This is a genomic window from Kribbella sp. NBC_00662 (assembly GCF_041430295.1).
In the GTDB taxonomy this organism is placed as follows: domain Bacteria; phylum Actinomycetota; class Actinomycetes; order Propionibacteriales; family Kribbellaceae; genus Kribbella.
On record NZ_CP109029.1, the window covers coordinates 2,932,506 to 2,954,283 of the forward strand.

Here is a 21,778-nt window from a genome sequence, read left to right on the forward strand (position 1 = left end):
GTCGATGGCAACCATCACGATGGCACGCGACACCTCCGAACAGGTCAACACAGCCGACGTACGCCGGGCCCGCCGGAAACAGAACCTCACCGGCTGGCTGTTCATCAGCCCGATCGTGGTCGGGGTGGTGGCGTTCCAGTTCTTCCCGATCCTGGTCTCGATCGTCGCGTCGCTGACCGACTGGAACGGCATCTCGCCGCCGAAGTTCGTCGGCCTGAAGAACTTCAGTGAGATGTTCACCGACGACCCGTTGTTCCTGCAGACGTTCAAGAACACGGTCTACTTCACGCTGGCCAGCATCCCGCTGACGATCGGCATCGGTCTGGTGCTGGCGTTGCTGTGCGCGCGTCCGATCCGCGGTGTCGCGTTCTTCCGGACGGCGTACTTCGCGCCGTACGTGACGAACGTGGTGGCGATCGGGTTCGTCTGGTTCTGGTTCTTCCAGCCCGACAACGGCGTGATCAACGGTCTGCTCAGCCAGCTCGGGATCAACGGCCCGCAATGGCTGTCGAGCTCGAGCTGGGCGATGCCGGCGGTGATCATGGTCAGCGTCTGGCAGGGCATCGGCTACCCGATGATCATCCTGCTCGCCGGTCTGCAGGGCCTGCCGAACGAGTTCTACGAGTCCGCGAAGATCGACGGTGCGAGCGCGGCACAGCGGTTGCGGTTCATCACGCTGCCGCTGCTGACGCCGCATTTCCTGTTCCTGCTGATCACGCAGTTCATCTCGTCGTTCCAGGTGTTCGGCCTGATCTACGTGATGACCAAGGGCGGACCCGGCCACGCCACCAGCGTCTACATCTACAACATCTATCAGAACGCGTTCAGTTACGGGAAGGTCGGCTACGCCTCGGCGATGGCGTGGATCCTGTTCGTGGTGATCGCGGCCGTCACCTTCCTGCAGTGGAAGCTGCAGAAGAGGTGGGTGTTCTACTCATGAGAATCGTCGGAAAGACCTCGCAGTACGTCGTGATGTCGCTGTTCGCGGTCGCATTCCTCGCGCCGCTGGTGTGGATGATCAGCGCATCACTGCGGCCCGAGGCGAAGGTGCTCAGCTCGCCGCCGAAGTTCCTGCCCACGGACACGCAGTGGAGCAACTACGGCGACGTGTTCAGCCTGATCCCGGTGTTCCTGTGGAACAGCGTGAAACTCGCCGGACTGAACGTGATCGGCATTCTGATCGTCGCGTCGATGGCCGGCTATGCGTTCGCGCGGTTGCGGTTCGCCGGCCGGGACATCGCGTTCATGGTGCTGCTCGCCACGTCGATCATCCCGGGCATCGCGTACCTGATCCCGCAGTACATCGTCTTCCAGCACATCGGCTGGGTGGACACGCAGTACCCGCTGTGGGTGCCGAAGGTGCTCACACCGGTGTTCGCGACCTTCCTCATGCGGCAGTCGTTCCTGACCATTCCGAACGAGCTGGAGGACGCCGGCAAGATCGACGGTGCGTCCACGTTCGGCATCTACTGGCGGATCATGCTGCCGCAGACCAAACCGGCGCTCGCCGCGATCGGGGTCTTCACGTTCCTCGAATCGTGGAACGACCTGTTCGGTCCGTTGATCTACATCACGTCCGAGAACCTGCAGACCTTGCCGGTGGCACTCGCGCAGTTCCAGGGCGAGTACTTCACCAAGATCAGTCTGCTGATGGCAGGCGCGACGATCTCCGTCGTACCGGTCATCGCCGTCTTCCTTTTCGCCCAGCGTTATTTCATCCAAGGCATCACGATGACAGGAATGAAGGGGTGAGCATCGTGCCCGATCGGGTCGTTGCCATGCAGATCGGAGCCATCTCGTTCGTCGACGAAGGCGTCGACCGGACACTCGACATCCTGGCCGAGCGCGGCGCCGTCAACGCGCTGTTCCTGGCCACACCGACCTGGACCCGGGGAACCGGCGGCCGGCAGATCCCCGGCTACCCGATCCCGGACCACGGCGTCCAGGAGTACGACCTCGGCTGGGTCGGCGGGAACTACGCGACGCCGCACCCCCAGTACTACGGAAACACCGTCCTCGGCGACGTCGGCCGGGCACCGGAGCACCCCGAGCTCGACCTGCTCAATGAGGTGATTCCGAAGGCCCGCGAGCGCGGGATGAAGTCGTTCGCCTGGATGGAGGAGAGCGGCGGCGCGCGCCAACTGCGTACGTACCCGAACTTCGCCAAGGTGCTCGAGGTCGACGCCTGGGGACGCCCCGGGCGGCGGCCGTGCTTCAACAACCCGGACTACCGCAACTGGCACCTCGGGTTCGTCGAGGACTACGTGCAGAGTTACGAGCTCGACGGCCTCGCCTGGTGCTCGGAGCGGCCCGGTCCGCTGAACATGCTGATGCAGGGCACGGTCGACGTGTCCGAGATCGGCTGCTTCTGCCCGCACTGCCGCCAGGTCGCCCGCGACCGCGGTATCGACGTCGACCGGGCGATGCGCGGGTACCGCGAACTGGTCGACTGGAACCAGCGGGTCGGCGCGGGTGAGCGTCCGGTGGACGGCGCGTTCGTGACGTTCTGGCGGATCCTGCTCAACTTCCCCGAGGTACTGGCCTGGCAGACGCTGTGGACCGAGAGCCAGCGGCAGCTGTACCGCGACATCTACGGCGTCGCGAAGGCGATCTCACCCGAGGTGCAGGTGGGCTGGCACGTCTACCACAACATCTCGTTCAGCCCGTTCTACCGGGCGGACCAGGACTACACCGAGACGGCGAAGTTCTCCGACTTCATCAAGGTCGTCATCTACAACAACTGCGCCGGCCCGCGGTTCTTCACCTGGGTGAAGAGCATCTGCGGCGCGCTGTTCGCCGACGCGGAGCCCGAGGACGTCTACCCGCTGATGATGAAGCTGCTGCAGCTCGACGAGGGTTCGTACGAGAAGCTGCCGCAGACCGGTTTCACCGCGGACTACGTACGCCGGGAGACCGAGCGAGCCGTCGCCGGTGTCGGCGGGCAGAGCGCGATCTACCCGGGTATCGACATCGACATCCCCGTCGGCGTCGCGAAGCAGCGCGGGCTGGAGAAGCCGCGTGACGTCGGTACCAAGATCAACTGGGACGACAACGAGGGTGAGCTGACCGCCTGCACGCCCGAGTCCGTCCGGGACGCCACACTGGCCGCGTTCGAGGGTGGCGCGGAGGGCGTCGTACTCAGCCGCAAGTACTCCGAGATGCTGCTCGAAAACGTGTCCGGCGCCGGGGACGCGGTCCGGAGCCTCAAGTGAAGCCTTGGTATCAACGGACTTTGAGGTGGGCGCAGACGAATCTCACCGAGAAGGATCCGGCCCGGTACGACGCCGAGTGGTGGCGGGAGCACTGGCGTCGTACCAAGGTCCAAGGGGTGATCGTCAACGCCGGCGGGATCGTCGCGTACTACCCGAGCAAGTTCGAGCTGCAGCACCGGGCGGAGTACCTCGGTGATCGCGACCTGTACGGCGAGATCGCCAGGCTCGCGCAGGAGGACGGGCTGACGGTCCTGGCCCGGATGGACTCGAACCGAGCCCATCAGCCGTTGTACGACGCGCATCCGGACTGGTTCGCGATCGATGCCGACGGCAACCCCTACCGGGCCGGGAAGTTGTACGTCGCCTGCGTGACAGGCCCGTACTACAAGGACTTCCTGACCGGGATCCTCGAGGAGATCATCGAGCGGACCTCGCCGGACGGGTTGACCGACAACAGCTGGAGCGGTCTCGGCCGGGACTCGATCTGCTACTGCCTGAACTGCCGCGACAGCTTCGGGCAGGACCTGCCGGGGTCGCCGGACTGGGCCGATCCGGTCTACCGGCAGTGGATCCGCTGGAGTTACGACCAGCGGCTCGCGGTCTGGGACCTCAACAACGAGGTGACACGTCGCGCCGGCGGCCCGGACTGCTTGTGGATCGGGATGAACGGGGGCGAGGTCGTTGCCCAGAGCAAGAGGCTGCGCGACGACGTCGAGATCTGCAAGCGGGCGTCGATCTTCATGCTGGACTCGCAGTGGCGGCATGAAGAGTCCGGCTTCCAGGCGAACGCGGACACCGGCAAGCGGCTGCACGGGCTGCTCGGCCAGGACACGCTGATCCCGGAGAGTACGGCGATGTACGACGCCGGCGTGCCGACGTTCCGGCTCGGGAGCAAGCCTGAACCCGAGGCGCGGATGTGGGCGATCGAGGGCTGGGCCGGCGGGATCCAGCCGTGGTGGCATCACATCGGGTCGGTCCATGACGACCGGCGGCAGTACGCGACGGCGCAGCCGCTGTTCGAATGGCACGAGGCCAACGAGGAGTACCTCGTCGATCGGGAGCCGGTGGCTACGGTCGGTCTGCTGTGGAGTCAGCGGAGCGTGGACTTCCACGGCAAGGATCAACCTGAAACCGTCAGTCAGCTGCCCTACCGCGGCTGGGTGGACGCGCTGGTCCGGGCGCGGATTCCGTACTTGCCCACGACCGAGGTCGATGACCGCTTCAAGGTGATCGTGGTGCCCAACGTCGGGGTGCTGACCGACGAGCAGATCGCACAGTTGCAGGCGTACCGCGGCCGTCTGGTGGTGACCGGGGAATCGGGGCTCTACGACGAGTGGGGTGATCGCCGGGACGAGTGGGCGTTGGGTGAACTGCTGGGCGTCCGGCACGCCGGTAAGCGACTCGGCGACGGCACCGTGACCGACTGGGAGAACTACGACAGCCACAGCTACCTGCGGATCGAGGACCGGTCGGTTTTCGACGAGGACACGGACGTCCTTCCGTTCGGTGGTCAGCTGGAGGTCGTGGAGGCAGACAAGCCTGCGCTGACCTGGATCCCGCCGTTCCCGATCTATCCGCCGGAGAAGTCCTGGATGGAGGAGCCGCGCAGCGACATCCCGGCGCTGGTCCACGGCGAGCGTACGGCGTACCTCGCGGCGGATCTCGACCGTCAGTACGCGAAGCATCACCACCCGGATCACGGGAAGGTGCTCGCGAACCTGGTCCGGCACGACGGCATCCCGCTGCGCGTGAACGGTGCCGGCGTACTGGACTGCCAGCTCTACAGGCAGGGTGACCGGCACATCCTGCACCTGGTCAACCTTGATCAGGGCGGTGCCTGGCGCGGCCGTCTGGAGGAGTTCACCCCGGCCGGCCCGTTCACGGTGTCGATCAGGGCGAGCGGGCGGTCGGCGCGACTCCTCGTCTCGGGTGATGAGGTAGAAGTGAAGGAGCAGGACGGCTGGATTACGGTCGAGGTAGACCGGATCACCGATCACGAAGTCGTAGTACTCAGCTAAGGAGCCCCTTGTGTCCATCGACGTCACCGGCCCGATGAACGAGCGGTACGACGAGATTCTCACCGAGCGTGCGCTCGGACTCATCGAGACGTTGCACCGCACGTACAACGGGCGGCGGAAAGAGCTGCTGGAGCGCCGCGAGCAGCGGGTCGCGGAGATCGCGGCCGGGGCGTCGCTGGGGTTCTTGCCGGAGACGAAGGACGTCCGGGACGACCCGGAGTGGCGGGTCGCGCCCGCCGCTCCGGGCCTGGTCGACCGGCGGGTCGAGATCACCGGCCCGACCGACCGGAAGATGACCATCAACGCGCTGAACTCCGGCGCGAAGGTGTGGCTGGCCGACCAGGAGGACGCGAACACGCCGACCTGGGAGAACGTGGTCGGCGGCCAGCTCAACCTGCTCGATGCGATCACCCGCCGTATCGATTTCAGCACCGACGCGAAGAGCTACGAGCTGAAGCCGGACGAGGAGCTGGCGACGATCGTCGTACGGCCGCGCGGCTGGCACCTGCCGGAGAAGCACATCCAGGTCGACGGGGAGCCGGTCAGCGGTTCGCTGGTCGACTTCGCGCTGTACTTCGCCGCCTGTGCGGAGCTGCAGATCGCTCGTGGCCAAGGACCGTACTTCTACCTCCCGAAGATGGAGTCCCACCTCGAGGCACGACTGTGGAACGACGTGTTCGTGACCGCGCAGGACACGATCGGGATCCCGCGCGGGACGATCCGGGCGACCGTGCTGATCGAGACGTATCCGGCCGCGTTCGAGATGGAAGAGATCCTGTACGAACTGCGGGACCACTCCGCGGGGCTGAACGCCGGGCGCTGGGACTACATGTTCAGCGTGATCAAGACCCACCGGACCCGCGGTACCGACTTCCAGCTGCCGGACCGGAACAGCGTGACGATGACCGTGCCGTTCATGCGCGCGTACACCGAGCTGCTGGTGCGGACCTGCCACAAGCGCGGCGCCCACGCGATCGGCGGGATGGCGGCGTTCATCCCGAGCAAGGACCCGGCGGTCAACGAGCAGGCGTTCGCGAAGGTCGAGGCGGACAAGACCCGCGAGGTCGGCGACGGCTTCGACGGCTCGTGGGTCGCGCACCCGGGTATGGTCGAGACCTGCCGGACGGTGTTCGACTCGGTCCTCGTCGACAAGCCCAACCAGCTCGACAAGCTCCGTGAGGACGTCGCCGTCACGGCCGATCAGTTGCTGGATGTCGCTGCCACGCCGGGTGAGGTGACCGAGGCCGGCCTCCGCAACAACGTCAGCGTCGCTGTGCAGTATCTGGCTGCGTGGCTCGAAGGCACCGGGGCCGTCGGCATCTTCAACCTGATGGAGGATGCCGCGACCGCCGAGATCTCCCGCTCGCAGATCTGGCAGTGGCGCCGCAACCAGGTCGTTCTCGACACCGGCGAGACCGTAACCACTGATCTGGTCGAGCGCATCGCCGACGAGGAGATCGACAAGCTCGGCAACCCCGGCCACTACGACGCGGCCCGTTCGCTGTTCCTCGAGGTGGCCCTCGCCGACGAGTACGTCGACTTCCTGACGCTCCCGGCGTACGAACGCTTCAGCTGACAAGGAGATCCGCCGCCTTTCGGCACCGCTGGTCACGATCTTTTCGGTAATGGCCGTAAAGCGTTGACATCGACGCTTCGACGGCCCTACGGTCGCGACCATAAGTCGAGTTCCGGACGCCAGAAAGGCGGCACTCCCTTGCCCAAGCCTGCGTGGTCCAGCACGGCGCCGCCGGTCGGTCAGACCCGGCGCGACTTCCTCCGACTGTCCGGTCTGACCCTGGCCGCGCTGGGCGGCAGCTGGTCGCTGACCGGCTGCGGACTGTTCGGCGACGACAACGACAAGGCCGCCGGCGGTCAGTCCACGCTGAAGATCGACTACGTTCCGGTCGAGGTGCTCGACCCTCAGGTGATCACCAACGGCATGTGGATCCTCAGCCGTGGGATCTCCGAAGGCCTGGTCACGCAGACCGAGAAGGGCGACGACGTGCGGCCGGCCGTCGCGTCCGAGTGGAAGGTCTCCGACGACAACCTGACCTACACGTTCACCTTGCGGGACAACGCCCAGTGGTCCGACGGCAAGCCGGTCGTCGCCCAGGACTTCGAGCGGACCTTCAAGCGGCTGTTCAGCCCGGCCGGCGGTTCGGCCGGCGGCACCACCCTCGGCGCCAACAGCTATCAGACCTCGACCGGGATCAAAGGCGCCCAGGACTTCCTGTCCGGTGTGCTGACCGACTGGACCAAGGTCGGCGTGAAGGCGAACGGCGACCACGAGCTGGTCCTGACGCTGTCCAATCCCAACCCGGACTTCCTGCTGGCCCTCACCCACCCGGCGATGCTGCCGCTGCCGATGGACCTGGTCGAGAGCAAGCCGAAGGACTGGCAGAACCCGCCGAACTACGTGTCCAACGGGCCGTACACGGTCAGCGAATGGGTCGCGAACTCGCGGCTGATCCTGGTGCCGAACGAGAAGTACTGGGACCGCGACAACGTCAAGCTCGGCCGGATCCAGGTCAACCTGGTCGAGCCGAGCGCGGCGGCGACCGCGACCGTGCCGTACGAGAACGGCGAGACCGACCTGGTCCAGCTGAGCGGACCCGACGTACTGCGGTTCCAGAAGGACGGGGACCTGTCGAAGCAGCTGCAGCAGACCGAGAACTACAGCATCCTCTACCTGGCGAAGCTGCGCAGTCAGCACAAGGCGATGGAGGACGTCCGGGTCCGCAAAGCGCTGTCGCTCGCGCTCGACCGCAAGACCCTGGCCGGCGTGCAGCCCGGGCAGGAGCCGGGCGTCTCGCTGGTGACCAGCCGTACGGCGGGCTGGGACGAGAGCATCGGGATCAAGGAGGACGTCGCCGAGGCGAAGCGGCTGCTCGCCGAGGCCGGCTACCCGAACGGCCAGGGCCTGCCACCCGTACGACTCCTGGTCGGCGTCCCGGACACCACGCTCGCCGACGCGATCGTCGACAGCTGGACCAAGCAGCTCGGTATCAAGGCGAGCGTCGATCATGTCGAGGCCGGCGTGTACACCGAGCGGCGCTGGCAGGTCCAGAAGGGCAACTACATCGGCTTCTACTACGGCACGTTCGCCGGGCTGCCGACCTGGCCGACGATGGTCGGGTCGCTGTGGTCGCCGAAGAACGTGCAGGAGATCAGCCTGCCGAGCGACCAGTGGCAGAAGTACCAGGGGTTGCAGGACAACAAGAACCTCAAGCCCGCGGACAAGACCGCACAGCTCAACGCCGTCCTCGCCGAGCACGCGTCGGCTCCTGCGCGGGAGATCGGTGCGCTGGTCGACAAGGCCAACGTCGAGCCGGACGACGCGAAGCGGATGGACCTGTACAAGCAGGCCGCGAAGCTGCGCGAGGAGCAGTACCTGTACGTGCCGGTGCTCTGGCTGAGTCTGTTCCACGCGGTCAAGCCGAAGGTGCACGGTCTGCAGCTGCGGGCGTATCCGGACTACTTCTACCTCAAGCCGCTGAGTGTAGGGAACTGACCGTGGGGCTCGCCGTCTACATCGGTAAGCGGCTGGTGCGGCTGGTCCTGTCCTTGATCGCGGTGTCGATCCTGACGTTCACGCTGCTACAACTTGCCCCGGGCAACTTCGCCGACCTGCAGCGGGTGAACAGCGGCGCGACGAACTTCGGCGGCGTCGGTACCGAGTCGATGGTCGGCGAGCTCGAGTCCCGGTACGGCGCCGACGTACCGGTCTGGAAGCAGTACCTGATCTTCATGAAGGGCGCGGTGGTCTGGGATTTCGGGCCGTCGTACAAGTACGCGAGCCGGAACGTGCAGGACATCATCGCGGAGGCGTTTCCGGTGTCGGCGACGCTGGCGTTGCTGGCGGTCGTGCTCGCGCTGCTGATCGCCGTACCGGTCGGGGTGTTCGCCGCGTTGCGGCAGAACAGCAAGACCGATCACGGGACAATGTTCGTGGTCACGCTCGGGCATGCGTTGCCGAGCTATCTGAGTGCGGCGTTCATGATCTTGTTGTTCTCGGCAACGTTGAAGTTGTTGCCTTCCGGTGGCTGGAACGGGCCGAAGGACTTGATCCTGCCGGTGCTTGCTTTGAGCCTCGGGCCGGCGGCTGTCCTCGCGCGGTACGTGCGGTCGAGCATGCTGGAGACGTTGCGCGAGGAGTACGTCACCGCGGCGATCGCCAAGGGCGGACCCCGGCGTACGGTTATCGTCCGGCACGCGTTGCGCAACTCGCTGATCCCGTTGGTCACTGTGGCTGGGCCGTTGCTCGCGGCGCTGATGACCGGCACGGTGTTTGTCGAGGCGCTGCTGCGAATCCCGGGCCTCGGGCTGTACTTCGCGAACGCGGCGGCGAGCCGGGACATGCCGCTGCTGATGGGTACGGCGTTGTTCTTCGCGCTGATCCTGATGGTGACCAACCTGGCCGTGGATCTGATCTATCGCTTCCTCGATCCCCGAATCCGCACGGTGGGAGGTGTGTCCGATGACAGCCACTGAGGGCATCTCGGTCGCGACCGGCGAGTCCGAGCGGGCTGCGCGTGGGCCGTTGGCGCGGGCCTGGTCGCGGTTTCGTCGGCATCGGTTGGCGTTCGGGAGTCTGATCTTCTGTTCGTTGTTGGTCATCACCGCGATCGCGGCGCCACTGATCGCGCCGTACGGGTATGAAGAGACCGACATCCAGCACAAGTTGGCCGGGCCGGGGTCCGAGGGGCATCTGCTCGGGACCGACCTGCTCGGGCGGGACATTCTCAGCCGGTTGATCTACGGTCTGCAGACTGCCTTGACCGTGGCATTCGGTGCGGAGTTGACCGCGCTCGTGCTGGCGTTGGCGATCGGGCTGCTCGCCGGCTATCTCGGCGGACGGGTCGAGTCGTTGCTGATGGCATTCACCGATGTGATGTATGCGTTCCCGAGTTACCTGTTTGCGGTCGTGATGGTGACGGTCCTCGGTCGCAGCATCTTCGCGCTGGTGGTCGCGATCGGGATCGCGTCCTGGGTCACGCAGGCGCGGCTGGTCCGGGCGCAGGTGATGACGATCAAGGAGCGCGAGTACGTCGAGGCGGCCAGGTCGATGGGCGCGAAGGGCAGCACGATCGCGATCCGGTACATCCTGCCGAACGCGATCGGGCCGATCCTGGTCACCACCAGCTTCGCGATCCCGGCCGCGATCGCTGCTGAGGCCGGTCTGGCGTTGCTCGGTCTGGGTGTCCAGCCGCCGACGCCGTCGTGGGGCGCGATGATCAGCGAGGGCAGTCGCTATCTGCTGGCGGCGCCGCACATGCTGGTCGCCCCGGCGGTGCTGTTCGCCCTTACTTTGCTGGCGTTCACGTGGATCGGTGACGGCGTACGGGATGCTTTCGATCCGAGCGGAGAGCAGCGATGAGCGACGAGGCTTTGCTGTCGGTGCGTGACCTGCGTACGACGTTCGGTTCGTTGACCGCGGTCGATGGGGTGTCGCTCGACGTACGGCGCGGGCAGGCGCTCGCGATCGTCGGCGAGAGTGGCAGCGGCAAGAGCGTGACGATGCGCAGTGTGATGGGGATCCTGCCGCGGACGGCGCGGATCACCGGCGGCCAGGCGTACTTCGGAGGCCGCGATCTGCTTGCGATCGGGGACAAGGAGCTGCGTCGGGTCCGCGGTCGCGAGATCGCGATGGTGTTTCAGAGCGCGATGGAGGCCATGAACCCGACGCTGACGCTGGAGCGGCAGCTGACCGAGCATCTGATCTGGCACGGTCTTTGCAACAAGGCCGAGGCGCGGAAGCGCGCCGTACGGGCGCTTGGGGATGTGGGGATCCCTGATCCGGAGAAGCGGATCCGGACGTATCCGTTCCAGCTGTCCGGTGGGATGCGGCAGCGGGCGATGATCGCGATGGCGATGGTGACCGAGCCGGACCTGCTGATCGCCGACGAGCCGACGACCGCGGTCGACGTGACTGTGCAGCGGCAGATCCTGGATCTGTTGAAGGGGCTGAAGGATCGCGGTACCGGGGTCATCATGATCACGCATGACCTCGGTGTTGCGCGGTACTTCTGCGACGACGCGGTGGTGATGTATGCCGGTCGCGTGGTCGAGCGGGCGCCGATGGCTTCGCTGCTTGACGATCCGCGACATCCGTACACCGTCGGGCTGCTCGGGTCGAGTGTCGAGGTCGGCGGGCGGGAGTTGCCGCTGCGGCCGATCCCCGGTAGCCCACCTGATCTGTCGCGGCGGCCGTCGGGGTGTGCGTTCCATCCGCGCTGCCCGAGGGCCGAGTTGCCTCGATGCCAGACCGAGCAGGAGATCCTGACGATCGGCCCTGACCGGGACGCGGCGTGCTGGAAGGTGACTGTCGATGCCTGACGAACTGGTTCGTGCGGAGTCGGTCAGCAAGGTCTTCCACACGCGCGCGGGTGAGGTGCGTGCTGTCGATGACGTATCGCTCACGGTGCATCGGGGCGAGACGCTGGGCCTGGTCGGCGAGAGCGGCAGCGGGAAGTCGACGGTCGCGCGGCTGATGATGGGGTTGCAGACGTGTACGTCGGGGCGGGTCGTGTTCGACGGGAAGGATCTCGGTCGGCTGCCGGCGCGGGAGCTGCGGATGTTGCGGCCGCGAATGCAGATGGTGTTCCAGAACCCGTACGGTTCACTGCTGCCGCATTTCAGCGCGATCGGGAATGTGATGGAGCCGCTGCGGTTGCACGAGCGCGGGGACAAGACGTCGCGTCGTACTCGCGCACTTGAGTTGCTGGATCTGGTGGGTATCAACACACGCAATGCGGAGCTGTATCCGCGGCAGTTCTCCGGCGGTCAACAGCAACGGATCGCGATCGCGCGTGCGCTGGCCCTGGAGCCCGACCTGCTCGTGTGCGACGAGCCGACGTCGTCGCTGGACGTGTCGATCCAGGCGCAGATCCTCGAGCTGTTCACAGACCTCCGGAACCGACTCGGCCTGTCCATTCTCTTCATCTCCCACAACCTCGCCGTGGTCGAACGACTGGCGGACCGGGTCGCGGTGATGAACAGAGGCCGTGTCGTCGAGGAGGCCCCTACGGAGGCCCTGTTCCGCACCCCAAAGGACAACTACACCCGCGAACTCCTCTCCGCCGTACTCCCCGTCCGCCAGGAGTAGCCCCTGCGTGCTCCTCGTACGCCGGGGTATCCTCCGCGTGCTGGCCCGCCCCGCCCGCCTGCCCCCGGCTCATCGCCGGTGCATTCTTCCCGCTGTTGTACTCGGAGGTTCAACCGTCTCTGGGTGAGGTGGCTGTCGTAGGGTGGGTGCCGATGTGCGTGATCGGCTCATCGCATGTGGGGGCGGGAGTGCTTGAGCTGTTGCCGGGGGGCTTCTAAGGGGGAAGAGCTCCGTGAGATCGGGGTTTCGAAGGCAACGTGGTGCGCTCTCCGTTGTGGTGGGTCGTGTTGTCTGCCTAGGTTCAGGAGTCGGCGATGGACGATGAGATTCAGCTGATCAGTGACGGTGACGGGTTGGCGGTCATCGGGGAGCCGGCGGCTGTTGAGCGCTTCCTGGTTTCCGAGGGGCTGCAATCGCAGGATCTCGGGCTGCCGCGGCTGGCGACTGTCCTCAGTGCCGGGTCCGCGGCCGCGCAGGCGGGTTCTGAGATCGCGGCCAACTCGGGTCGCTGGGTGAAGATGACCAAGGAGTCCGCGCAGCTCGCCGACAAGCTTGGGCTGAGGAGCTCGAAGAATGGTTTCGACACAGGTGTGCTGAAGGGAAGCCACGGTCAGATCAAAGGTTTCGTGGAGTTCACGAAGGGGGGCCTTCTGACGAACCCGGCGGTTCTGGCCGGCGCGGCGGGGATCATGGCGCAGCTTGCGATGCAGCAGACGATGGACGAGATCACCGACTATCTCGCCACGATCGACAAGAAAGTCGACGACGTACTGCGTGCTCAGAAGGACGCCGTGTTCGCGGATCTGATCGGCGTCGACTTCGTGCTCCAGGAGGCCCTGACCATCCGGGAGCAGGTGGGCGGCGTCTCCGAGGTCACGTGGTCCAAGGTCCAGTCCACCGCCTTCACGATCGCACGAACCCAGGCGTACACGCTGCGCCAACTCGACGCACTCGCGGAGAAGGTCGAGAACGAGTCGAAGATCGGCGATCTCGCGAAGACGGCCAAGGAAGCCAAGTCGAAGGTTCAGGAATGGCTGGCCGTTCTCGCCCGCTGCTTCCAGTTGCAGGACGCGATCGCCGTACTCGAACTCGACCGCGTACTGGACGCAGCTCCGGACGAGCTCGACCGCCACCGCCTCGCCCTCCGGGCCGCGCGCAACAACCGGTTGGATCTCATCTCCCGGAGCACCGAGCACCTGATGGCGCGCATGGATGCGGCGGCCGGTACGGCGAACACGAAGGTGCTGCTGCACCCGACCTCCTCCCGGGAGGTGGTTGATTCGAGCAACCACGTCGCGAACGCCGTCGTGGAGTTCCACGGGCGGCTCGGGATCGAGCGCGGTCGCGAGTCGCTGGAGGCGAGGAGGTGGACGGAGGCGGCCACCGAGGTGAGAGACAAAGCGTTCGACGCGGGAGCAGACGGCGTGGACGCGGCCAAGCGCCTCGGCAGCGGGACGTTCGACCTGGCCAAGTCGACGACGGGCAAGTTCTCCAGGGGACTCACCGATCGGGTACGCCGTCGGCGTACGGAGGACGAGGAATCCGACCAGGAAGACTGAGCCTGCGCAGGTGGTCGAGCCTGTCGGGGAGGTCTCGTAGTAGTTGGGCGATGGCGGCGTCGACCGTCGCGGGGTCGCCCATCCAGCGGGCCGCGGTGGCTTCGCCGAGTGAGACGCGGATCTGCTCGGCGAGAATCTGCAGGTGATTGCGGGTCACACTGAGGAAGAGATCCGGTCCGGGCCAGGCGAGTTCGCCGCCGGCTTCGACGTACGCGGTGAGGATCTTGTTGATCTGCTCGGGATCGCCGGCTCCGAAGATGTACGCGACTCGCGCTGCCTCGAGGGCGGCGCTGTCGGTGCGCACGCTGTCCCAGTCGACGAGGACGGGTCCGGTGGGGGACATGACGATGTTGTGGGTCTTGAAGTCGCCATGCGTTGTGACGATGTCGGGGGCTACGTCGAGCAGCTCGGTGATGCGTTCGGTGGCTGCGAGAATGTGCGGAAGGCCGGGCGTGCACAGATCCGCCCAGGGCATGTCACGGCCTCGGGCGTTGGCGAACCAGTCCTTCCAGGTCTGCGGTGATTGAATCGCGGCTCGCCACCACTCAGGCAAGCCGATCGGGCCGAGCGGCTGCAGCTGATGGATGTCCGCCATCGTTCGCCCGAGCCAGGTCGAGACGTCTCGGTCATCCGTCCGGTGCTCGATCCATCGGTAGACCCGAAACAGCCGATCCTCGATGCGCGTCAGCCAATCCAGGACCGGATCGATCGGCGCGACCGGCTCCGGCATGTTGACACCCGCCGTCCGCGCCTCGCGCTCGAACGCCATCGCGACCGCCAGCTGGTCGATCAGCTGTTCGTCGCTCCCCGGGAAATACCCTTTGACGAAGTAAGTTCCCCTCGAGGTCTCGAGCCGCCAGACGTCAGCACCACCCCGCCTGAAATGCACCAGCCCGCCATCGGCTTCACCCAAGCCGAACGCGACCACAACTTCCTCGGCAGACGGCGTGTACAACCTTCCTCCAGGATCCCTGCAACTACAGCAGATTCGTCGCCGATTCCAACGACAACCTGCAACCCAAGGTTCCTTACTGCAGCGCCTTGGTGATGGTGGCGGCGATTGATCGGGTTTGGGATTCGGTGCCTAGTAGGTAGGTCTGGGGGAGCCAGATGGTGTCGGCGGAGACTGTGTCGGCGTTGGGGCAGTCTGCGGTTGGGTACGGCTGGCTCAAGCGGTCTGCGATCGATTTTGATTCTCGGAGTACGGCGGTGTTGCGGTGGAGGGGGACGTAGCCGGAGGAGGCTCGGGTGAGACCGGTTGCGGCTAGGGCTTGTAGGACGGCGTCGCGGCGGCCGGGGAAGCGGAGCATGAAGAGGTGGCGGCCATGGGCGGTGATCGCGCGGTCTTCCGGGGCGAGGCGAATGCCGTCGACGTCACGCAGTAGGTCCGTGAGGAGGCCGGCGTTGCGCTCGCGGATCTCCTGGACGGCTGGATGGCGGCGGAGTTGGACCCGGAGGATCGCAGCCTGGAATTCGGTCAGCCGCAGGTTGTAGCCGACCGCCTCATGCTGATACCAGCCACCGCCCGGCACCCGGCCAACATTGACGAGGGAGTACAGCGCACCCGCCAGCTGCTCGTTGTCGGTGAGTACGGCGCCGCCCTCGCCGGCCGTGATGTTCTTGCTGCTCTGGAAGCTGAACGTACCGAGATCGCCGATCGCCCCAACCGGGCGTCCCTTGTACGCCGCACCATGTGCCTGAGCCGCATCCTCGACGATGGTCAGGCCGTGCCGCGTGCCGAGCGCGGTGAAAGCGTCGAGGTCAGCCGGACGACCGGCGAGGTGGACGACGATGACCGCCTTGGTCCGCTCGGTGATCGCCGCCTCCGTGGCGACCGGATCGAGTAGGTGGGTGTCCGGGTCCACATCGGCGAAGACCGGCACCGCACCCACGAACAAAGCCGCCGAGGCGGTCGCGATGAACGTGTACGGCGGCACGATCACCTCGTCGCCGATGCCCACACCCGCGGCCCGCAACGCCGCCGCGATCGCCAGCGTCCCGTTGCTCAGGCAGATCCCGTACGCCGCCTGCTGGTACGACGCGAACTCCCGCTCGAAGGTCGCGACGACATCCCCGCTCGTGCTGCCCCAGTGCCCCGAATGCAGCACCTCGAGCAGCGCCTTCGCCTCGTCGTCGTCGTACTGCGGCCAGTCCGGCATCATGGTGCGATCACCCATCTGTTGTCTCCGGCAACGATGTCTGCGGACAGTTCGACGAAGGTCCGACCGTGCCGGATCACTGTCCGGGCCGTTCCCTCGCCCTCTTTGACGATCGGATCGAAACCACCACCGGGTACGGCGAGCAGCACCGCGGCACCCGGCACCGGCTCAGTCGCCAACGCGCTCACCAGCACCCCGTCCGCGACCGGCTCGACCGACAGCGTGACGCCGCGCCGGCTCCGCTCCCACGCGTTGATCCGACCGGCAGTCCACCACGGCATCCCGCGCCGTCGCGCCTCGGCGGCAAGCTCGATACAGGCCGCCCGCGTGGCCGGCCGCTTGTGCAAGTGCGGCCCGTGGAACAGGAAGTGCGCGACACCGTGCACCGCCTGCGCCCCGTCCAGGATCACGTCCCGGACAGCGGTATGCCCGGCCCAGGCGAGATCCTGCGTGTGCAGCGGCAGATTCAGTACGTCGAACAACCGGTTGCCCTCAGCAACCGAACCCATCGGGTACGACACGTGCGCCGCACCGAACACGAACCCCACGTCCCCCTGCTTGCTCGGCCCACGCGACTCGTCGATCTGGATCCCGAGTCGCTCGCACCAGTGGTAGAACTCGGTCCAGCCTTCCCAACGTGTGTAGTGGTTCTTGTTCGAAATGATCTGCTCGGTGCCGGTGCCGGTGACGGCCTGCGCCCACGCGTACTGCGCCCGCATCTGCGGCCATCCCCAGACCGCAAGGTCGGCGTCGCCCATCGCGTTGTAATGCAGGGCATTCTCGTGTCCCGCAGCCGTGATCGCCGCGTGCAGTTCAGCGGAGTACCCGCCGGGGAACACGTGGCACCAGGTCACCTCGACGTCGGCCTCCGCGAACGCGGCCAGCGCCGCCTCGCCCTCGTCTTCCTCGTTGCCGTCGGAGTCGTGCGACATGTGCGCGACCGCGTCGACCCCGGCCGGCCAGTAGCCGAGCCAAGGCACGACGGCGCCGGCCTGTTCGGCGCCCCACCACAGGCTCTGCGCGAACAGCGAGCACCACCAGTCGGCCTGCGGCTGGTCGAACATCGGTACGGCGCTCGGCGGCGGATAAGTGTGCTCGAACGGCTCGACCAACTCCGGCTCGCCCGGCGGCATCGCCCGGTCCCGTTCGAAGCTGAGCGTCATCCCGTCCTCGGCCTTGAGGACGCCGTCGTCGATCGGCGCGGTACCGTCCGCGGCCGGCTCGCCGTCGGCGCTCACGGCATACCCCTGCTGGATGCGGACGATGCTCTGCCAGAGGTCGACGCCGTACGTCAGCACAGCTCCCGCACCGAGCCGGCGCAGCGTGATCGCGGCCTCGCCCGAAGACTCCCAGCGCGCGAGTACCTCGACATCCGCGCCCGTGAGCCGACTCCCGCCGACGGCGTGCAGCGCGACAGGTGGTCGAGACGACCAAACCGCGCTCTCCGCCACCACAACGTGGTCCTCCGGCACCGAGCCGTCCGCCGATACCCCGGCGAGTCCGGAGAGTGGGCCGGGGTCGCCAACCTGGATCAGTACGCCGCCGTCGCGCACCCACTGCTCAAGCCCAGGGTCGGCCGCAGCGGTCGTCGCGAAGATCAGGATGCCATCCGAAACTGGAGCTTCGGACAAGGAGATTGTCCGGTACGGCAGACGCAGATGTCCCAGCACCTCATCCAGATAGACCCACCAGGCGTCTTGACTCGCCTGGTGGGCCTGCTCTGTCGCCATCCGGTTGTCCACCACCGCGACCGCGCGACGTTCTGGCACGCGGTCAACCCTGCCGCACCCCTCGACGTTCGGCAAGACCTAAATATCAGTTATGGACGTCCGCAATAATGAACGGTGTCAGTGCTTCGGGTAGGCCGCGTCGACCTCGACTTCGACGAGCCAGCCGGAGACCGGGAGGTTCTCGATCTCGAGGGCGAAGCGGGACGGGCGGGACGGATTGACCACGAAGGGTTTGGCGGGTGGCGCCGTACCCAGTGGGACCGGGACGTACTTGCCGGTGGTGAGGTCGGTGTTGGCGAAGTACTGGCGATATGCGCGGTTCCAGCCTGCGAAGTCGGCGCTGGTGGCGCCGGACGGGTTCTGCAAGAACACGCGCATCGTGTAGACGTCGGCGTACGACAACCCTGCTGCCTGCAGGTTCTCGCCGATGCGGCGGAGGACGTTGATGCCCTGCGCCTCGGTGATCGTGACGCCTGCCGGTAGCGCGCCGCCCGGAAAGACGGCGGTGTCGATGTACGACTCCTCGGACCCGGACGGCGCGCCGCTGTTCAGGGCCGACGGGCCGATGCCGCTGGTCTTGTAGAGCGGTGTGTTGGCGCCGATCGCGACACCGCTGGCGATCATCGGGTTGGATTGCCCGGCGGGCAATGCCGGGACGACGGTGCCGGGCTTCGGCGGCTGCGGCTTGTTCCACCAGCCGGCCGCCGTCCCGGCGCCGGCGCTGAAGGACACGACCAGAGCGACGGACCCGACGAGCAGACGAGTTTTCATCGATCCGCCACCACCCGGCTGTGCAGCGCGGTCACCGTCGCCCGGGCCGACGTGATCGCTCCGTGCTGCCAGGCGATGACATGGGACAGGTGGTCGCCGGCGAAGTAGATGTTGCCCGTGGCCTCGAGCAGGCGGGCGTAGATCCCGTCGGTCTGGGACGGCCAGCTGACCCAGGATGCCTCGGAGTACCTGGTGCCCAGCCAGTTCACCGAGAAGGACGCCTTGACGTCCTTGGTGTAAACGTCGCCGTGCATCTTCGCCCCCTGGGTCAGGGCGCGTTCGAGGCGGGCGGCCGGCGTCAGCGCGCCGTACGCGTTCGCGTTGGCGCCGGTGTTGTAGTAGCCGATCAGGGTGCCGCGGTCGCCGTGGAAGCCGTACGACGGATACCAGGTGTTGACCGTGTCGAGAGAGCTGTTGGTGATCCCGCCGTAGATCCGGTGGTCCTCCTCCCACCAGCGCCGGCCGTACTCGATGCCGATCTTGCCCGCGTTGGTCGGCCGCGCGTACTCGAGCGCTTCGACGATCGGCGCCGGCAGGTTCGACGGGACCTTCGCGGCCAGGTGCGGCGGCAGGGTGCAGATGGCGTAGTCCGCGGTCAGCACCTTGGTCCGCGCACCGCTGTGGTAGGTGACCTCGACACCGGAGCTGGTGTTCCGCAGTCCGGTCACCTCGGCGCCGTACCGGATCTTGTCCTTGCCGATCGCCCGCTCGAACGCGTACGGGATGCGATCCATCCCGCCGACCGGCTGGAACATCATCATCGCCTGGTCCCAGCCGAACTCGAACGAGAAGTAGTTGCCGACGCCACTGGCGAAGACATCGCTCAAGGCGTACGGCGGGGCCGTCGTACCGGCCTCCAGTCCGGCGCCCGGCTCGACCGTGTAACCGCGGCGGCCGTCGGTGCCGGTGTAGGCGAATCCGGACGCCTTGTTCCCGATCGAGCCGAAGCTGCTCAGGAACCCGATCAGCGCCTGCTTGTCGGTCTCCGACAACAGGGTGTCGAGCGCGCCCTGGTCGGTGGCGGTGGCGAGCAGTTCCGCGACGTACCCGTACGCGTCCGCCTTGGCGGTCCGGTGCCGGATCGCCTTGTTCGACAGGGCCGTGGTCCCCTCGCGGTAGAGGTAGGCGTCGGCGTTCTGGTTGACGAACGGTTCGATCGCAACGCCGAGTTCGCGGCAGTATTCAAGGGTCACGTGATGCTGCGGGAGCCGGGCCGGCCCGGCGTTCATGTACTGGCCGGGCGAGAACGCCGCCCGTTGGGTATTGCCGGCCAGGTCGGTCTCCACGGTGCCGCCGCGGACCGTCCAGTTGCGGCCGCCAGGCCGGTTCCGGGCCTCGAGCACCGTGACCTTGTAGCCGGCCTTGAGCAGCTCGTACGCCGACGTGAGGCCGGCGATCCCGGCGCCGAGGATGACGATGTGCTTGCCGCGGCCGTTGAGCTCGGCCCGCTTCGGAGCGGCGTACGCGGGTGTCTCGGCGACGTTTGTGAGGCCGAGCGCCCCCATCGTGGAGTACAGGACACCGGCTCCACCGGTGATACCGACCTGCTGCAGGAACTGACGTCTTGTCTGTGCCATGCCTTCTCCTCACTGGGCGACTGGAAGCTAGCCAGAAAGGTAAGGACATGATGTTTTCGCGGCGTGACAGGACCGTAACGACCTGACGCTCGTACCGACAGGTATGTTTCGGATTGACGAACCTGACTTAACCGCGGGCGGGAGGCTCGACGTTGACGGTCGGGATGCCGCCGCCGGCTCGGGCGATGATCGCGAGGGACGGATCCGAGCTGGGGTTGCTTTCGCGGTGGACGGTGAAGGCGGGGACGTGGACGAAGTCGCCGGCGACCGCGTCGAGGTACTCGTCGGTGCCTTCGAACTCCAGACGGAGTACGCCGCGAACGATGTAGAGGCTGCTCTCGTTCTTGTCGTGGTGGTGCCAGCCGGAGATCGCGCCCGGCTCGGTGATCACCTGCCCGGACCACAGGATCGGCAGCTCGAACGCCCGCATCCGCAGCATCCCGGACGTCGGGTCGGCGGCGACCAGGTCGCCGGCCTTGATCACGCGAACTGGTTCAGCCATACCGTCAGTCTCTCTCCGCGCCGCTCCGTACGAAACGCCGACAGGCCCGCACGGCGTAGGCTTCGTAGATGGCGAGCATCGTGTTGCGGGTTCGGCTCATCAGCGGTGACCAGCTGGATGTCACCTACGACGAGTCCGGCGCGACGGACGACGACGTGGTCGAGCGCGCCGTCACAGCGCTCGCGGGCAACACCGGCATGCTCCGGTGCAGACACGGCGACCGGCTTCTCGTGCTGTATGCGCGAGGCGTTGCCGGCCTGGAGGTCGCGCCACGCGGCGCGGTCCTGTAGCTGCGGTGCTGTAGCTAGCGGGCCAGCTGCGGCGCGAGGGCCTTGGCGACGGCGGCCGTCTCCGCATAGACCCCGGGCTTGCCGGGCTGGGCACAGCCCTGACCCCACGACACGACACCGAGCAGCCGGCCGTTCAGAACGAGCGGTCCGCCCGAATCGCCTTGGCAGGCGTCGATCCCGCCGTTCAGATATCCCGCGCAGACGTTCGTCGCGGCGGCGTACCCGTTGGTGACGTAGCTCTTGACCGCCAGGCAGGTCTTGTCCCCGAGGTCCGGCACGGCCGCCTTCTGCAGCGTGTCGTCCAGCCCGGTCCCTTCCGTGTCGCCCCACCCGTAGACCGTCGGTACGACGCCGTTGCGATCCGCCCGAGCCCGCGTCTCGAGCGGCAGCACCGGTACTCCGGTGAACGGTTTCGCCAGCGTCAGTACGGCGAAGTCGTAGCGGTTGTCCTTCGTGTTGTACCCGGGATGGATCCACACCTTGCTGATCGCGGACGTCTGCCCGACCGAGTCGTCCGCGAGATCGGCCCGCCCCTGCACCGCGTAGTACGTCGAGATGTCCTCGTCCATGCAGTGCGCGGCCGTGACGATCTTGTTCGGCCTCACGAGTACGGCGCCGCAGTACCGCTCGGTCGATGACGCGGACCGGGTGTTGTTCAGCGCGATCGCCCACGGCGCCTCGGTCGCGCTCGCCAGCGTCCCGCCGACGACGACCGGTTTCGCGCCGGCCGTGACGGCCAGCAGAATCCCGACAACAAGTGCAGCCCGCTTCACCATTCACTACTCCACGTGAGACAAAGATCGCTGCAAGTAAACTCCCACGCCGAGCGGGATCGCTCACAGCCCCCACGCCGTA

Annotated in this window: 19 protein-coding genes; 12 read left to right on the forward strand and 7 right to left on the reverse strand. The window is 66.6% G+C overall.

What is annotated here, in order from left to right; all coding sequences use genetic code 11:
- Nucleotides 1-4: 4 nt before the first annotated feature.
- From OHA10_RS14835 to OHA10_RS14885, 11 genes are all read left to right on the forward strand, one after another.
- Nucleotides 5-940, forward strand: coding sequence for a carbohydrate ABC transporter permease (locus tag OHA10_RS14835; protein WP_371406773.1), 936 nt, complete (start codon nucleotides 5-7; stop codon nucleotides 938-940).
- A complete protein-coding gene (locus OHA10_RS14840) occupies nucleotides 937-1,752 on the forward strand; it encodes a carbohydrate ABC transporter permease (RefSeq protein ID WP_371406774.1) in 816 nt (271 codons plus the stop codon). The genes OHA10_RS14835 and OHA10_RS14840 overlap by 4 nt, the downstream gene beginning before the upstream one ends.
- Nucleotides 1,749-3,212: a hypothetical protein gene (locus OHA10_RS14845; protein WP_371406775.1), complete on the forward strand. Its 1,464-nt coding sequence runs from the start codon at nucleotides 1,749-1,751 to the stop codon at nucleotides 3,210-3,212. Before OHA10_RS14840 ends, OHA10_RS14845 begins: the two co-directional genes overlap by 4 nt.
- Before the next feature lie 20 nt (nucleotides 3,213-3,232).
- Entirely contained in the window at nucleotides 3,233-5,230 is a 1,998-nt protein-coding gene (locus tag OHA10_RS14850; RefSeq protein ID WP_371406776.1) for an alpha-amylase family protein, read from the forward strand.
- Nucleotides 5,231-5,240: 10 nt separating this feature from the next.
- A complete protein-coding gene (aceB, locus tag OHA10_RS14855) occupies nucleotides 5,241-6,806 on the forward strand; it encodes a malate synthase A (protein ID WP_371406777.1) in 1,566 nt (521 codons plus the stop codon).
- Nucleotides 6,807-6,944: 138 nt separating this feature from the next.
- Complete coding sequence (locus tag OHA10_RS14860) at nucleotides 6,945-8,741, forward strand: peptide ABC transporter substrate-binding protein (protein ID WP_371406778.1); 1,797 nt, start codon at nucleotides 6,945-6,947, stop codon at nucleotides 8,739-8,741.
- A 2-nt stretch (nucleotides 8,742-8,743) separates the two neighbouring features.
- On the forward strand, nucleotides 8,744-9,721 hold the full coding sequence (locus tag OHA10_RS14865; RefSeq protein WP_371406779.1) for an ABC transporter permease: 978 nt from the start codon (nucleotides 8,744-8,746) through the stop codon (nucleotides 9,719-9,721).
- Entirely contained in the window at nucleotides 9,708-10,607 is a 900-nt protein-coding gene (locus OHA10_RS14870) for an ABC transporter permease (RefSeq protein WP_371406780.1), read from the forward strand. The genes OHA10_RS14865 and OHA10_RS14870 overlap by 14 nt, the downstream gene beginning before the upstream one ends.
- Nucleotides 10,604-11,566 (forward strand): ABC transporter ATP-binding protein, encoded by a 963-nt coding sequence (locus OHA10_RS14875; protein ID WP_371406781.1) that lies wholly within the window; start codon nucleotides 10,604-10,606, stop codon nucleotides 11,564-11,566. Before OHA10_RS14870 ends, OHA10_RS14875 begins: the two co-directional genes overlap by 4 nt.
- Nucleotides 11,559-12,335 carry an ATP-binding cassette domain-containing protein gene (locus OHA10_RS14880; RefSeq protein ID WP_371406782.1) on the forward strand — a complete coding sequence of 259 codons (777 nt, stop codon included), beginning with the start codon at nucleotides 11,559-11,561 and terminating at the stop codon, nucleotides 12,333-12,335. Before OHA10_RS14875 ends, OHA10_RS14880 begins: the two co-directional genes overlap by 8 nt.
- 314 nt (nucleotides 12,336-12,649) lie before the next feature.
- Complete coding sequence (locus tag OHA10_RS14885) at nucleotides 12,650-13,894, forward strand: hypothetical protein (RefSeq protein ID WP_371406783.1); 1,245 nt, start codon at nucleotides 12,650-12,652, stop codon at nucleotides 13,892-13,894.
- Here the strand turns inward: OHA10_RS14885 and OHA10_RS14890 are convergent.
- The 6 genes from OHA10_RS14890 to OHA10_RS14915 all read right to left on the reverse strand — a co-directional run bounded on the left by OHA10_RS14890 (nucleotide 13,836) and on the right by OHA10_RS14915 (nucleotide 20,633).
- On the reverse strand, nucleotides 13,836-14,849 hold the full coding sequence (locus OHA10_RS14890; protein WP_371406784.1) for a phosphotransferase enzyme family protein: 1,014 nt from the start codon (nucleotides 14,847-14,849) through the stop codon (nucleotides 13,836-13,838). The two genes, OHA10_RS14885 and OHA10_RS14890, sit on opposite strands and share 59 nt — an antisense overlap.
- A 73-nt stretch (nucleotides 14,850-14,922) precedes the next feature.
- Nucleotides 14,923-16,071, reverse strand: coding sequence for a DegT/DnrJ/EryC1/StrS family aminotransferase (locus OHA10_RS14895; protein WP_371406785.1), 1,149 nt, complete (start codon nucleotides 16,069-16,071; stop codon nucleotides 14,923-14,925).
- Nucleotides 16,053-17,822 (reverse strand): hypothetical protein, encoded by a 1,770-nt coding sequence (locus OHA10_RS14900; RefSeq protein ID WP_371406786.1) that lies wholly within the window; start codon nucleotides 17,820-17,822, stop codon nucleotides 16,053-16,055. Before OHA10_RS14900 ends, OHA10_RS14895 begins: the two co-directional genes overlap by 19 nt.
- 78 nt (nucleotides 17,823-17,900) lie before the next feature.
- Nucleotides 17,901-18,554 (reverse strand): Rid family hydrolase, encoded by a 654-nt coding sequence (locus OHA10_RS14905; RefSeq protein WP_371406787.1) that lies wholly within the window; start codon nucleotides 18,552-18,554, stop codon nucleotides 17,901-17,903.
- Nucleotides 18,551-20,131 carry a flavin monoamine oxidase family protein gene (locus OHA10_RS14910; RefSeq protein WP_371406788.1) on the reverse strand — a complete coding sequence of 527 codons (1,581 nt, stop codon included), beginning with the start codon at nucleotides 20,129-20,131 and terminating at the stop codon, nucleotides 18,551-18,553. Before OHA10_RS14910 ends, OHA10_RS14905 begins: the two co-directional genes overlap by 4 nt.
- 127 nt (nucleotides 20,132-20,258) lie before the next feature.
- Complete coding sequence (locus OHA10_RS14915) at nucleotides 20,259-20,633, reverse strand: cupin domain-containing protein (protein ID WP_371406789.1); 375 nt, start codon at nucleotides 20,631-20,633, stop codon at nucleotides 20,259-20,261.
- A 68-nt stretch (nucleotides 20,634-20,701) separates the two neighbouring features.
- Here OHA10_RS14915 and OHA10_RS14920 point away from each other — a divergent pair, with 68 nt between their 5' ends.
- Nucleotides 20,702-20,923 carry a hypothetical protein gene (locus OHA10_RS14920; protein WP_371406790.1) on the forward strand — a complete coding sequence of 74 codons (222 nt, stop codon included), beginning with the start codon at nucleotides 20,702-20,704 and terminating at the stop codon, nucleotides 20,921-20,923.
- Between the two features lie 14 nt (nucleotides 20,924-20,937).
- Here OHA10_RS14920 and OHA10_RS14925 read toward each other — a convergent pair whose 3' ends face one another.
- On the reverse strand, nucleotides 20,938-21,699 hold the full coding sequence (locus OHA10_RS14925) for a trypsin-like serine protease (protein WP_371406791.1): 762 nt from the start codon (nucleotides 21,697-21,699) through the stop codon (nucleotides 20,938-20,940).
- Between the last annotated feature and the right edge of the window lie 79 nt (nucleotides 21,700-21,778).

What these genes read in the sequence shown, in the direction of transcription:
- OHA10_RS14875 (WP_371406781.1), top strand. Translation starts at nt 10,604, where the DNA reads ATGAGCGACGAGGCTTTGCTGTCGGTGCGTGACCTGCGTACGACGTTC.
- OHA10_RS14905 (WP_371406787.1), bottom strand. Translation starts at nt 18,554, where the DNA reads ATGAAAACTCGTCTGCTCGTCGGGTCCGTCGCTCTGGTCGTGTCCTTC.
- OHA10_RS14835 (WP_371406773.1), top strand. Translation starts at nt 5, where the DNA reads ATGGCAACCATCACGATGGCACGCGACACCTCCGAACAGGTCAACACA.
- OHA10_RS14925 (WP_371406791.1), bottom strand. Translation starts at nt 21,699, where the DNA reads ATGGTGAAGCGGGCTGCACTTGTTGTCGGGATTCTGCTGGCCGTCACG.
- OHA10_RS14840 (WP_371406774.1), top strand. Translation starts at nt 937, where the DNA reads ATGAGAATCGTCGGAAAGACCTCGCAGTACGTCGTGATGTCGCTGTTC.
- OHA10_RS14870 (WP_371406780.1), top strand. Translation starts at nt 9,708, where the DNA reads ATGACAGCCACTGAGGGCATCTCGGTCGCGACCGGCGAGTCCGAGCGG.
- OHA10_RS14885 (WP_371406783.1), top strand. Translation starts at nt 12,650, where the DNA reads ATGGACGATGAGATTCAGCTGATCAGTGACGGTGACGGGTTGGCGGTC.
- OHA10_RS14920 (WP_371406790.1), top strand. Translation starts at nt 20,702, where the DNA reads ATGGCGAGCATCGTGTTGCGGGTTCGGCTCATCAGCGGTGACCAGCTG.
- OHA10_RS14880 (WP_371406782.1), top strand. Translation starts at nt 11,559, where the DNA reads ATGCCTGACGAACTGGTTCGTGCGGAGTCGGTCAGCAAGGTCTTCCAC.
- OHA10_RS14910 (WP_371406788.1), bottom strand. Translation starts at nt 20,131, where the DNA reads ATGGCACAGACAAGACGTCAGTTCCTGCAGCAGGTCGGTATCACCGGT.
- OHA10_RS14895 (WP_371406785.1), bottom strand. Translation starts at nt 16,071, where the DNA reads ATGGGTGATCGCACCATGATGCCGGACTGGCCGCAGTACGACGACGAC.
- OHA10_RS14915 (WP_371406789.1), bottom strand. Translation starts at nt 20,633, where the DNA reads ATGGCTGAACCAGTTCGCGTGATCAAGGCCGGCGACCTGGTCGCCGCC.